The 12,065-nt window shown below is 34.5% G+C and carries 15 protein-coding genes; 1 reads left to right on the top strand and 14 read right to left on the bottom strand.

Going from position 1 to position 12,065, the window contains the following annotated elements; all coding sequences use genetic code 11:
• Positions 1–9 precede the first annotated feature (9 nt).
• The 7 genes from BAMA_RS09105 to BAMA_RS09075 all read right to left on the bottom strand — a co-directional run bounded on the left by BAMA_RS09105 (position 10) and on the right by BAMA_RS09075 (position 4,820).
• The gene (locus BAMA_RS09105; RefSeq protein WP_034638481.1) at positions 10–483 is read right to left on the bottom strand and encodes a tetratricopeptide repeat protein; all 474 of its coding nucleotides are present in this window, start codon (positions 481–483) and stop codon (positions 10–12) included.
• 24 nt (positions 484–507) lie between these two features.
• Complete coding sequence (locus BAMA_RS09100) at positions 508–1,191, bottom strand: phosphopantothenoylcysteine decarboxylase domain-containing protein (protein WP_034638619.1); 684 nt, start codon at positions 1,189–1,191, stop codon at positions 508–510.
• A 26-nt stretch (positions 1,192–1,217) separates the two neighbouring features.
• Complete coding sequence (locus tag BAMA_RS09095; protein ID WP_415782915.1) at positions 1,218–2,075, bottom strand: AAC(3) family N-acetyltransferase; 858 nt, start codon at positions 2,073–2,075, stop codon at positions 1,218–1,220.
• A gap of 32 nt (positions 2,076–2,107) precedes the next feature.
• The gene (locus tag BAMA_RS09090; protein WP_034638479.1) at positions 2,108–2,827 is read right to left on the bottom strand and encodes a MerR family transcriptional regulator; all 720 of its coding nucleotides are present in this window, start codon (positions 2,825–2,827) and stop codon (positions 2,108–2,110) included.
• A 29-nt stretch (positions 2,828–2,856) separates the two neighbouring features.
• Positions 2,857–3,396, bottom strand: a complete 540-nt coding sequence (gene adaB, locus BAMA_RS09085) for a methylated-DNA--[protein]-cysteine S-methyltransferase (RefSeq protein ID WP_034638478.1) — start codon at positions 3,394–3,396, stop codon at positions 2,857–2,859.
• 1 nt (position 3,397) lies between these two features.
• A complete protein-coding gene (locus tag BAMA_RS09080; RefSeq protein WP_034638477.1) occupies positions 3,398–4,018 on the bottom strand; it encodes a bifunctional transcriptional activator/DNA repair enzyme AdaA in 621 nt (206 codons plus the stop codon).
• Positions 4,019–4,106: 88 nt separating this feature from the next.
• Positions 4,107–4,820, bottom strand: a complete 714-nt coding sequence (locus tag BAMA_RS09075; protein ID WP_034638476.1) for a 2OG-Fe(II) oxygenase — start codon at positions 4,818–4,820, stop codon at positions 4,107–4,109.
• Between the two features lie 207 nt (positions 4,821–5,027).
• Here BAMA_RS09075 and BAMA_RS09070 point away from each other — a divergent pair, with 207 nt between their 5' ends.
• Positions 5,028–5,939 carry a DNA glycosylase gene (locus BAMA_RS09070; protein WP_034638474.1) on the top strand — a complete coding sequence of 304 codons (912 nt, stop codon included), beginning with the start codon at positions 5,028–5,030 and terminating at the stop codon, positions 5,937–5,939.
• A gap of 390 nt (positions 5,940–6,329) precedes the next feature.
• Here the strand turns inward: BAMA_RS09070 and BAMA_RS09065 are convergent, their stop codons facing one another.
• The 7 genes from BAMA_RS09065 to BAMA_RS09040 form a co-directional block, all read right to left on the bottom strand.
• Entirely contained in the window at positions 6,330–8,303 is a 1,974-nt protein-coding gene (locus tag BAMA_RS09065; protein ID WP_034638473.1) for a S9 family peptidase, read from the bottom strand.
• Between the two features lie 121 nt (positions 8,304–8,424).
• Positions 8,425–8,577 carry a hypothetical protein gene (locus BAMA_RS24485; RefSeq protein WP_157405976.1) on the bottom strand — a complete coding sequence of 51 codons (153 nt, stop codon included), beginning with the start codon at positions 8,575–8,577 and terminating at the stop codon, positions 8,425–8,427.
• A 100-nt stretch (positions 8,578–8,677) separates the two neighbouring features.
• Positions 8,678–9,208 carry a DinB family protein gene (locus BAMA_RS09060; protein WP_034638472.1) on the bottom strand — a complete coding sequence of 177 codons (531 nt, stop codon included), beginning with the start codon at positions 9,206–9,208 and terminating at the stop codon, positions 8,678–8,680.
• A gap of 71 nt (positions 9,209–9,279) precedes the next feature.
• A complete protein-coding gene (locus tag BAMA_RS09055) occupies positions 9,280–9,780 on the bottom strand; it encodes a GNAT family N-acetyltransferase (protein ID WP_034638470.1) in 501 nt (166 codons plus the stop codon).
• Between the two features lie 70 nt (positions 9,781–9,850).
• A complete protein-coding gene (locus BAMA_RS09050; protein ID WP_034638469.1) occupies positions 9,851–10,645 on the bottom strand; it encodes a VOC family protein in 795 nt (264 codons plus the stop codon).
• Positions 10,646–10,860: 215 nt separating this feature from the next.
• A complete protein-coding gene (locus BAMA_RS09045; RefSeq protein WP_034638468.1) occupies positions 10,861–11,112 on the bottom strand; it encodes a hypothetical protein in 252 nt (83 codons plus the stop codon).
• Positions 11,113–11,179: 67 nt separating this feature from the next.
• Positions 11,180–12,064 (bottom strand): alpha/beta fold hydrolase, encoded by an 885-nt coding sequence (locus BAMA_RS09040; RefSeq protein WP_034638466.1) that lies wholly within the window; start codon positions 12,062–12,064, stop codon positions 11,180–11,182.
• Position 12,065 lies beyond the last annotated feature (1 nt).

Below are 12,065 nucleotides of genomic sequence, written 5' to 3'. Positions count from 1 at the left end.
TTTCCACCCCTATTTAAATACCTCACTTAAATGGTCTTTATAAAATAAGATTGGCTTTTTAAATTCTTCAACACCCTTAATTTTCACAACAAGCTCAAGCAGTAGCTTCATCGCTTCTTCATTCTCATTTATATTATACTTTGCCATTGCTAAAAACACTTTCATCACATCATCATCTGGATAACGATTTAACCCCGCTTGCAGCGTTGCAATCGCTTTATCATATTCGCCAATTACACGATATGTACTTCCTAACCCAATATATGCTCCGCGTAAGCTCTCACCTTCTAGTCCAAGTTCAATCGCTCGTTCATAGTAAGGTGCCGCCTCTACTTCTAATCCCATCGCATCATGCGTCCATGCACATTGATAGCATACCTCAGGATACTTTGTAAACCTTGCTAATCCTACTAATATCTCTTTGGATTGCAAAAGTTCCCCCTCTTCTCGTAGCTGAATTGCTTGTTTTAGTAACCCTTCCATCCTCCCGCTCCTTTCTGTAACTTGTTACAGACTCACTACATTCGCTGATTTTATAACACGAACAATTGCTTTTGCTGTTTCATCTTTTCCATTACATACAATTGGTTCTTCACCTTTTTGCAAGATGTAATGCATAGCAGCACGCGTATACAAAGAATCTGCTGCATTAGCAACCATCACATCTGCTCTTGCACCATCCATTCTTGTATTCGCTCGGTTTATTAACTCATCTGTATGTACTCCACTCTCTAGCTTAAAACCAATTAAAAATAAGTTCGCATCCCAATCTTTAATTTGCTTTAACACTTTTGGAGCTTTTTTAAAATGAATAACCGGCGCGGTATCACTTGAAATTTTCCCTTGTTCATCAAGTAAATTCCCATCTTGATCATACATTTTATCAACAATCCAATCTGACCCCGCAGCTGCCATAATGACAACATCAATTTGTTCATTTACAATAATACTTTTCATCTTCTCCTGTAAATCAATAATTCCTTCAAATGGATGCAATTCTAATGCATGATGATCACCATTTGGTTTTTCAGCGAAATAACCATGTAAGTATATAACTTGTGCACCTTCTGCAAGTGCTTCTTCCGCTATTAATCTTCCAATCGTCCCTTTTGCTAAGTTCGTATGCCCACGTACGTCATCCCACTTTTCTAGACATCCACCACTCGTAATTAATACTTTTTTTCCCTTCATATTATATGCCTCGTTTCTCATTCACATTATCTTTCTAAAAACCATTTCGTTGCAAAATCAACTGCTTCGCGCTGTTTCATAAGTTTACATGTCGCATTCCCAACGTTCCCAATTGTTACGAAACTCGTTTCATCAAATTGCTTTCCAATTTGTTCGAAGTCATCAGAATCATAATCAAACTCTTTATACTCTTTCCAAATACGTACATCATTCTCAAGTAATGGTGCACCAATATCAACTAGTTCACGAACCCCAGCACGTACTTCGGATAAATGCATAGATGTATTAGAATCATGATCCACACCAAGTAATAACACATATCCATCTAAATCATATATTTTTCTAAGTGGTGAATCTTCTCCAAAGCTAGGAAATAGCGCTTGTTCTTTCGTAATCCAATCCGCATATTTCCCCCATGCGGCAAAGCTATGTAACGGATGATTACTTCGTTTCACTCCAGAATATGTACGGAAACATTCAACGACCTTTCCCATGCTACGCGTTGGCGTTGTTTCCGGATTAAACAATGGTACATTATTACGAATAATCTCCCACCACTCTTTTGGAACGGGCGGATTTTCCCAATTTTTTGGATCAGATAAATCAGATGATTGTGTTGGCATTACAATTGTTCCTTCTTCTGTTACGACTTTCATTAATGCTTCTACAACCGCAACTTGTCCCCCGCATACCCAGCCAAGTGAACGAAGCGAAGAATGAACGATGATTGTCATTCCTTTTGTTACACCTAGTTTTTGTAAATCCTGTGCAATCGTATCTACTGTATTTGGTAATGCGGTTGCTGCAACTAAATCCTTTGCTGACATACATACCCCTCCGATATTCAAAAAACATATTTTTACATTACAATTGTATATTATCATATTTTTCTTACTTTTTAATCCGGAATTCTCTATTATTCTTGTGTGAAGTAAATTAGCGCTTCTTGCAGGAAAGATGCTTCTTCTTTTGTAAAGGGATTATATATATTTGTGTCTTTCACTTTTGCTAAAGAACTTTTTTCTTTGTCGAACAAAGATAATTGTTTTACATTTTCCATAATCTCTTTTATAAGCTGCTGTGCCTGCAAAGAAGATGGAGACACTTCATTTGCAACATGGACCTTTACTTCTGTATATAAGTGAAAAAAATTCTTATCTATTTCTTTTCGTTTCTGGGCTGTAATAGAATCATAAACTGATTCTTTAAGATAAGCGAAGTCATCTAAGTGCGCTTCCTCCCAAATGATTGAATGGATGATAAAGCAAAATATACTTATATCTACACACTCTCTATCTTCAATCATTGTCTCCATATGATCCAACTGCTCTATCATTTTTTCAATTTCAGCTCGTTTTGCTAACAATTCTTTCTTTTTAAAACGAATGGACTTTTCCAAGTGCTCCTGTTCAACCGATTTCTTTTGTAAAAATTCATCAATCTCCTTTAAAGATAAGCCGATAAACTTTAATGACTGAATTTGTTGTAACCGTTGTAAATCTTCCACACTATATAATCGGTGTCCGCCTTCTTTGTAATCACTTGGTATTAATAAATTGATTTTGTCATAATAACGTAACGTTCGAATTGTGACGTTTGTATGTTTTGCTAGCTGACCAATTGTGAAATGTTTCATCTGTCACCCTCCATTCCATTCATTGTACGTCAATTATAATCATTGCTAGATGAACCTTGTCTTTCGAGATCCAAAAGCAGTGCCTTCATTTCTAATCCGCCACGATAACCGGTTAATGATCCATTCTTTCCTACTACACGATGACATGGTACGGCGATTAATACTGGGTTAGCTCCAATCGCCGCCCCTACAGCTCGGACAGCTGCTGGTTTATTTATATAATTTGCAATATCGGAATAAGATTTAGTCTGCCCGAACGGAATTTCACAAAGTGCGTTCCAGACTGCAACCTGGAATGCTGTTCCATTGTAATCAAATGGGACAGTAAATGTTTTCCGTTTCCCTTCTAAATACTGGGTGATTTCAACCGCATAGGGTTCAAGCTTATCATCATCTTCAACAAGAGGACTTCCCGTAAAGTGTTTTCTAGCCCATTCTGACAACTCCTCGAATGGCTTGTTCTGTGAGCCAACAAACACAAGTCCCTTAGATGTTGAAGCAATATAAAAATTCAAATCCTTAAACTTTAGCAAAGACCAATAAAGGGTTTGTTTATTCTTTAATTCCATTTTACATTTCCTCCATTTTACTCATTTGACGAAATTGTGCTGGTGTACGTCCTGTTTTCTTTTTAAATAAAGTAATAAAATAGGGCGTGTTAGGCATACCTGCACATATGGCGATATCTGCAATCGCTTTATTTGTTTGAATCAAATACTCTTTAGCAGCATTTAATCTAACCTGCTGGATATATTCAACTGGTGTGATGCCTTTAATCTTTTTAAATGTTCGATGCAAATGATAAGGGCTCCCGTGAGCAATATCTGCTAACGTTTCTAGATTTAATTTTTCTGTAAAATTTTTATCAATATATTCAGTGATAAAAGCCACCCACTCACTATCAGGCAATTTCTCATTAGTAGGCTTACAACGTTTACACGGTCGAAAATTTGCATGGAGAGCTTGTCTTGCGTTTTGAAAAATACGCACATTTTCTTTTTTTGGAACGCGAGATTTGCAAGACGGTTTACAGAAAATCCCCGTAGTTTTTACAGCATAGAAAAATTGATTATTGTACGATGCATCATTATCTATAATTGCTTGCCACTTTTCATCTGTCATGATTTCTACGTCATTTGAAATTCTATAATCATGACTCTCTTTATATCTATTATTGATACTGCCTGGCATTTACTTCACCTCTCCTTACATTATATCCCCTATAAATTCAGAATGGATGATTCTAGAGGTGTAATAGCAAGATATTGAAATCTAAAATTTACTTTGAATCATGAAAAATGATTCCAAGACCGTATCGTTCTCCGGAAGTAACCGTGCTTACTCCGTGACGAACCGCATTTTTGTAATATCCTTTTTTACCAAGAACAGGTCTATGATTAGTAGGAAAGATAAGCGCACTGCCTTGTTCCAATGTAATCACATGCCCTCTACTCTGAGCGCGAGGAATTTGTTCCACTAATAGGGATTCTCCACCCGTATAGTCCTTATCTCGTTGATTTAATACAAATACTACTTGAAATGGGAAAAGTACATCTCCATATAAATCTTGGTGCAAACAGTTAAACCCACCTGTTTCATATTTTAAGATTAGGGGTGTCGGTCTAATTTGTTCATATTCTTCACATGTTTTCAAAAAATCTTGAAGATGATCTGAAAACTGTTCTCGTTTCTTTAAGTAATCCAACCATCGATTTGCTGTTTTGGCCAACTCTGGATAAAAGGACTCTCTTAAACTTTGGATGATTTCAGGTAATGGATAGGAAAAATATTTATACTCCCCATCCCCAAAGCGGTACCTTGTCATATTGATTGTCGTTCTGTATGAATTCTCCTCACTATAAAGTTCTATGAAGAAGTCGCATTCCTCTTTTGTTAATATTACTGGAAGCTTTGCAAATCCTCGCTCATCTAATTCATTTTGAATTGAATCCCAATTTAAGCTTTTAACCCGTGTTTTTATATCTTGGACCATTTTTATCCTCTCCTATTTAGCATTCTTGATAACTAACACTATAACCTCATAAATAGAAAAAAATAAGGTATTTAGAATGTAATAGCAAGATAACAAAATTATTAAAGATTATTATGTGATAAAGTAAAATTTCAATCAGTATGAGTTTTCTTATAATTATTTTGTAAATAGTATAGAAAATCGTAATAAGATGAGGAGAATGAAAAAGTGAAATGGCATGAAGTCAATGATGTTATTGTAATTACATTACCTGAAAGTTTCGACATGAATGCTAACCTAGACTATCTAACAAGGGAAAAAAATGAATGCATGTATGAAATAGAGAACGATATAATTACAAAAGTTATAGCCATTGGGGAAATTCGGTCCTTAGTACAGGTAAGCGTAATCAATAATAAACAAATGGTTGTTCAATTCCTAAATGATTCTAGACCTATTGAAAAGTGGCAACGGGAAGAGATTGTAAAATATATTCATGAATGGTTTGATCTTGATAACGATTTAACACCATTTTATGAAATGGCAAAAGCAGACCCATTACTTAAAATGCCTGCCCGAAAATTCTATGGATTACGAGTTATCGGCATTCCCGATTTATTTGAAGCTTTATGTTGGGGAGTTTTAGGGCAACAAATTAACTTAACCTTTGCATATTCCTTAAAGAAGCAATTTGTAGAAGGATTTGGCGATTCCATCGAATGGAATGGTAAAAAGTATTGGGTGTTCCCACCGTACGAACGAATTGCACAGTTAACACCTACCGACCTAGCATATATTAAAATGACGGTAAAAAAAAGTGAATATATCATTGGAATTGCCAAATTAATGGAAAATGGAGAATTATCGAGGGGAAATTTAATGAAAATGAACTTTAAAGATGCTGAAAAAAACTTAATTAAAATACGAGGAATCGGTCCTTGGACAGCCAATTATGTTCTAATGCGCTGCCTCAGGTTCCAGACAGCTTTTCCAATCGATGATGTGGGTCTTATTAATTCGATAAAAATATTACGTAATATGAACCGAAAGCCTACGAAAGCTGAAATCTTAGAAATATCGTTTCCATGGAAAAACTGGGAATCATACGCTACCTTTTATTTATGGCGTGTCCTTTACTGAATAATTACAACTTAAACCGGAATGTACTCAATTGTAGCTTTAGAATAAAGTTTGATCATTTTATTTCATATATCCTTTTTGTCCCGTAGATAAATCAGTTGTACTGAAGTATCCATTTTTTATATCTACTTTGTCTTCTAGGTCTAATTAATCTTTTATAAGAAGAAAACGTGGCAAATATGTAATTTCCCATATGTGAGCCACGTTTTTATCCTATTGCAAGTTTTTACACGAATCGTTTCCGTACCCCTACAAAGGTACAGGGATTTTAATGTCATAACGTTGCTATACAATTGTAAGTCAATGTAGTTACCAGAGTATTATACAGTAGAAATTCACACGAAAATCATAGAGCTACAATCACAGGCTAAATATGAAAAAAAGCTTCCTTTATAAAACCTTAAAATCTTTCATACTTTCCCCAAGAATATAGTGTGAAAACCACATCAAATTCTGCTTCATAATAGCCACATTAATTCCTGGCTGGTCAGAACTATATGCCATTCCTTTAAATATAATTAATTCTGTATCAACTTCCATATCCCTTAATCCTTGATATAGCTCATATGCATTTGGAGTTGGAACTCTTGCATCCTTTTCACCATGTTGGATTAAAGTGGGAGTACGGGCTGATTTAATATATGTCATTGGTGATGTTTTCGTATATATCTCTGGATCATTCCATGGATTATTTCCTAAATACATCCTAATAAAGTAAGGTATATCTGTATTTACATAATAGGTACTCCAATTAGTAATTCCACCTCCAACTGAAATAGCTTTAAATCTACTACTAAATGTAGAACAGAAAGCTGATATATATCCCCCGTTGCTCCATCCCATAACCCCTACTCTATCTTTATCTGCAATCCCCTTGTCAACTAGTTTATCCACTCCAGATATAACATCATCATAGTTAGCAATTCCCAGTTTTCTATAGTTTGCTTTTAAGAATTCATTACCATAACCAGAACTTCCCCTGTAGTTTGGTTCTAAAACTATAAAGCCTTTTTCGATAAACTGTTCAATAGGATATTTCTCATTAAAACAGTCTGAAAATATTGGAAAGGATGCCCAAGCCGGACCACCATGGATTACCACTAATAAGGGATATTTTTTATTTGTGTCAAACTCTACTGGGGTTGATAAAACACCCTCTATTTCAAGACCATCACTACTTTTCCATGAGATTATTTCCCTATTACTTTTAAGCTTTCCTTTGAAAAAACTATTTTCATTCGTTATTTTTTTATCGTCTAAATAGATTTCAAAGGTTTCATTTGTTATAGCCTTATTATAGGATATATGATTTCCATCCCTTGTTATAGAAGCATCCATTATAAAGCCATCTACTTTTTCGCTTAACATTTCCACAGTGCCGTCCTCAGATAGCAACCCAATAAGATAATTAGTTTTATTCTGCCATCTAATTAAAATCCCCTTATCTGTCCACCGTAATGGAATAACCGTACTATCAAAATCTGTTAAAGGTTGAATTAGCTCTCCATTATTAATATCATATATCTCTAATGTATTGTCTTGTATGTGGGTCTTATAGTAATCCTTTTCCCTTATGCTTGCTGAGTAACATATTTTGCTGCCTTCAGGAGAAAAGCAAACGCTCCCTCCCAACAACTTATCTATATTCATCTTTTGTAGCTCTCCAGCTTTAATATCTAGTATGTATAGATCTCCATTCATATAATCTCCCATATTTGGGTTTGGTGTAGCCATAAATACAACCTTTTTCCCATCATTTGAAATATCAAATTCATGGATATGAAAAGCCTTCCCATCAGTTAGTTGATACACAACGCTATTTTCGTGTTCATTTTTATCATTTTGTATCACTTTTTCTACTTCAATGTAATATAAACAACTATTCTCGTATTCCTTACCTATATGATGAAAATCCCCATATAGTTCCTTACGTTTCTTTATCACCTCAGATTCTTTTGACTGTGCAACATAATAAAAACCCTTTCCAGTAGACTCCCATTTAAATTTACTGACCCCTTCTTTCTCATCAGTAATTTGAACCTCACTATAACCATCTATTGACTTAACAAAGATCTGATTTTTCTTATTATCCCCGTCACCAACTGGGCTAAGGTATGCGATATTCCTAGAATCTGGAGACCATAATGGGTATGTACTATCTATATCCCCAGTTGTTAATGGGTAACTCTGCCCCTTATCTTTTTCATATATCCATACATGATTCCTATATTTATTGTCTTTCCAGTTAGCCGTCTTCTTGACAAAAGCTACGTTTTTGCCATCATCACTTATGTTTGTACTTGATACGGTTGGTAATGAAATAATCTCTTCTATGCTTAGATATGTTTTTTCATTCATTTTCATTAATATCTCCCCTCGTAATGTCCACTGACAAGTAATACCTTGACTTTCAATGCTTTTCAATGACTTACTTGTCCATGTTCCTAATCATTCTAGCAATATATTCTATAACTAAATCATCTAATTAAGCTTCTGTGATTAGCTCAAATCCTTCAATATTATGTAAATCTTGATATGCACGAACATAGTTAATATTCAGTGCCATCGTTTGGTTTATTTCTTCTTCCGTTACAATAGCCCAATCTATGTCTTGTCGCTCCCAAAAGCAGCGCTCCATTTCAAACTTGTTTACAAATTATCAAACTTTATTTTAAACTTACACCTTATTGTTCATGTGAAAAGGCCTATCTACATAAGAGGTAAGCCTTTTTACAACATTATATATTTTGTAATTTGTTAACCCTTTCTTTATATAACTTCCGCATCCATCCAATATGCGCTTGATGATAACGGCTATGATCGGCAATATGCCATATTCCCCATCTGATTGTGGCGCTTTCTCCTTTTTCATAAAATACTTCGCGCTTTAACTCTGCTTCCGTCAATTTCTTGCACTGTAAATAAAACATCGTTTGTACTTCACCATACTCTTGAAGAAGCTGCTCTAAAGAAATATTTGCAACTGGAGGTAGTTTTCCATCCTCTCCTATCATTGGTCCATATTTTTGCTGCAACTGCAGTGGAACATCTTCGTGTTTCAAGCGATATACCCAGTGTAAGTCAACAACTGCAAGATGACGTAATAACTGACCTATACTATTCAAATCACCATCAGGTCCTTTATAGTCAATTTCCTCTTGCGTTGCATGAGCAACATATTGTTTTAACCTTTCATATGTATCAGATACAGTTGCGTATAACAATGCAACTACCGGGTTCATATCTGCTTGTAGATGTAAATCTTTCATAAATCTCTTTCTCCTTTTCCATAAAAAAGTTTACATAATATAATTATGAATAACTATTAATCATGTATGCTTCATAAGAACTTCACCATATGCTCTTCATCGCTATACACATCTCCAAATTTCAGCGCTCTTTTTTCAAGACCATATGTACAAAAATCCAATGAACTATATAATTTTTTCGCTGCATCATTCGTAGACACAACTGTTAAATGTAATTGTTCAAGCTCTAATTCTTTTCCATACTCAATAACAGCTTGCAATAGCTGCTTAGCATAGCCGTTTCCTCTCTGAGACGGATTTACATACATTGCCATAATTGATCCTTTATGTTTAAAGACTTGTAAATTGGATAATACAAGTGTTACAACACCAATCAACTGATTATCTTCGTTAAAAGTACCAAATGTGTAACTACTTTCAGAATCCAAGTTTCGTGCTGTTGCTTCAATTGGATTCTCTCGTTTTATTGCTTCTTCATATGTTGTAGCAAACGCTTCTGGATTTGTTTGAAGCGCTTGTAACCGTAACTCCCAATAGTTTTCTGCATCTTGTTTATTTAACATACGAATCATGTTACTACACCCCTTCAGCATAAAAAAATCTACCTATGTAGGCAGATTCGACAAATATTTTTATTCTCCTTTAAACTTTAGTATTTTGCGATAACGGTAAGTTTAATTGACTCAAAATGATTTCGGAAAATTCTGGTGTGTACTCTATTTCAAGAGTATATGTCCCTTGTGTAAATAGTACTCCGTCATCTATCAAAATAGCGGTTTTATCCTGACGTAATTCATTTATAAAGTCCAAATCCGGCGTTCCAAACGTTACTTTCATATTTGGACTTAATGCTCTCATTCCAATTGGAATCCACGGTCTTCCTTCCTTCACTACGACTGCATGCGCTGTTCCTCCAATAACAAAGTTAAACGTTTCCGCATCTTGAATTGTTTTCATATAAAACTTGTCCTTTAACCACTCTCGAAATGTCGGAACATGTGTCACAGGAAAACCTAATTCTCGTACATACATTACTTGCAGTGGACCGCACTTTGGCAATACATTTTCATTTACATAATCCCGTGTAATAATCTCTAAAATATTACCATCGTTATCTTTGAAATATACCGCTTTACTCACAGGAGAATGGTAAATAATTGTTTCTCCTTCTGTATCTTTTAAAATATGAACACCTGATTTCATCAACCAATTTGCTACTTCTTCAAAAGAAGACGTCGGTACTTGGAAGGCAAAATGATTTGGAATGATTGATTCTAACACTTCAGTAAAACTAATCGTTGTGAACGAAGTAACTTGAAACTGAATATATGTGTCCGTTCTCTTTGTAATTGGGAATTGTAAAATATCTGCATATATTTGTTTTGTTCCTTCAATTGAAAGTGTCTGTAACTCGATATCTTTAAAATGAGTAATCATTTTTTATCCCTCACTTTTTATATTGTTACATTCAGTTTATGACGTATTTATTTGAGGAACATCCGTTGTCGGAGGGAAAGTATTGTGCTACTTTCGTATGATGGTTTCATAAGGTAATGATTTTTATATTTAGCTAGGGGCTTTTTATTGTAGAAGATAGTGATTATCCTAAAGAATTTGAAGGAACTAATTATTACGATTAACTTAATCATCCTTTAACTAAAAAGATTATAGAAAATAATGATTAAAAAGCCTAACGAAATCATGAAACTAGCATACTGATAATACTTATATCTAGCTTTAAAAGAATGTATTGTTGTAAATATCGAAGCAATCCCGCCAATGATAAATAAAATAATGTTATCAGTCTTCAAATTTGCCGTGATAATCATAATGATAATACTACTAACAAGCAAAATAGATACAACAAAAGCAACGAGTCCTTTTTTTGAATCTTTATCTTGCATACCGATAACCTCCTATACCATTTAAAATAAAAACGTACGGTCTACATTCTACACCGTACTTTCCTCTTTATCTTAACCAATTTACAACATCCTCAGAAATCTCTTCTGGCCTCTCCCAATGCATTAAGTGTCCTGTATTTCTATACAACTTAGTCGTAATATCAATATGTTTCTTAAATTCCTCAATATGTAATTCTCTTACTTTTAAGTAACCATCTGGAAGATCACAATATAATAATAGTGTATCGCTTTTAATCTTATGATGCTTCAACGTTTTATACACCGTATATTGAAATTTAATTACACCTCTAGCAGTATCACCGGTAGCATGCCATCTCACTTTACCATCTTCTTCTCTCATTAGGTCATAAACCGCACGTTCTATTAATGGTGACCATCTACTATATGCCATTTTTTCTAATTGAATAAATTCTTCTTTACTAGCAAATATATATTCATCAAAATCTTTTTCATAATGGTTAATCTCTTCTTCTAATGATCGCGGTGGACACTCTCCTTCTTTTGCATCTTTATATAGCTCCGCAAAATAAGTTCTATTCATTTCACCATGATGATAACCACCATCTAACAGAACCATTTTATTAACTTTTTCCGGACACTCTGCTACATAATGAAGCGCAACGCTTGCTCCCCATGAATGGGCTAGTATATGAAATGTTTCTTTTCCAATCTGTTCAAGTAATGCTACTATCCAATTTGTTAAATGGAATGCACTGTAACCTTCATCTTTCTCAAAACTTGGTGTTTTCCCATGTCCAGGTAGATCAAATGATATAATATGATATTTATCTTTTAGTCGTTCAGCTATCTCTATAAAACTTAATTTTGTACTTCCTAAACCATGAAAACAGATAATTTGAGGGTTATTTTTATCCCCCCATTCACAGACGCTTGCTTTATAACCATGAAACTCTATAAAAAAGTTTTTCATT

Origin of the sequence: Bacillus manliponensis (genome assembly GCF_000712595.1) — a bacterium.
Classification (GTDB): domain Bacteria; phylum Bacillota; class Bacilli; order Bacillales; family Bacillaceae_G; genus Bacillus_A; species Bacillus_A manliponensis.
This window is presented reverse-complemented; position numbering and strand designations above follow the sequence as displayed.

Bases quoted from the DNA above. Each gene is read 5' to 3' on its own strand.
- BAMA_RS09105 (WP_034638481.1), bottom strand. From the start codon at position 483: ATGGAAGGGTTACTAAAACAAGCAATTCAGCTACGAGAAGAGGGGGAA.
- BAMA_RS09100 (WP_034638619.1), bottom strand. From the start codon at position 1,191: ATGAAGGGAAAAAAAGTATTAATTACGAGTGGTGGATGTCTAGAAAAG.
- BAMA_RS09095 (WP_415782915.1), bottom strand. From the start codon at position 2,075: ATGATAATATACAATTGTAATGTAAAAATATGTTTTTTGAATATCGGA.
- BAMA_RS09090 (WP_034638479.1), bottom strand. From the start codon at position 2,827: ATGAAACATTTCACAATTGGTCAGCTAGCAAAACATACAAACGTCACA.
- adaB (WP_034638478.1), bottom strand. From the start codon at position 3,396: ATGGAATTAAAGAATAAACAAACCCTTTATTGGTCTTTGCTAAAGTTT.
- BAMA_RS09080 (WP_034638477.1), bottom strand. From the start codon at position 4,018: ATGCCAGGCAGTATCAATAATAGATATAAAGAGAGTCATGATTATAGA.
- BAMA_RS09075 (WP_034638476.1), bottom strand. From the start codon at position 4,820: ATGGTCCAAGATATAAAAACACGGGTTAAAAGCTTAAATTGGGATTCA.
- BAMA_RS09065 (WP_034638473.1), bottom strand. From the start codon at position 8,303: ATGAAAATGAATGAAAAAACATATCTAAGCATAGAAGAGATTATTTCA.
- BAMA_RS24485 (WP_157405976.1), bottom strand. From the start codon at position 8,577: ATGGAGCGCTGCTTTTGGGAGCGACAAGACATAGATTGGGCTATTGTA.
- BAMA_RS09060 (WP_034638472.1), bottom strand. From the start codon at position 9,208: ATGAAAGATTTACATCTACAAGCAGATATGAACCCGGTAGTTGCATTG.
- BAMA_RS09055 (WP_034638470.1), bottom strand. From the start codon at position 9,780: ATGATTCGTATGTTAAATAAACAAGATGCAGAAAACTATTGGGAGTTA.
- BAMA_RS09050 (WP_034638469.1), bottom strand. From the start codon at position 10,645: ATGATTACTCATTTTAAAGATATCGAGTTACAGACACTTTCAATTGAA.
- BAMA_RS09045 (WP_034638468.1), bottom strand. From the start codon at position 11,112: ATGCAAGATAAAGATTCAAAAAAAGGACTCGTTGCTTTTGTTGTATCT.
- BAMA_RS09040 (WP_034638466.1), bottom strand. From the start codon at position 12,064: ATGAAAAACTTTTTTATAGAGTTTCATGGTTATAAAGCAAGCGTCTGT.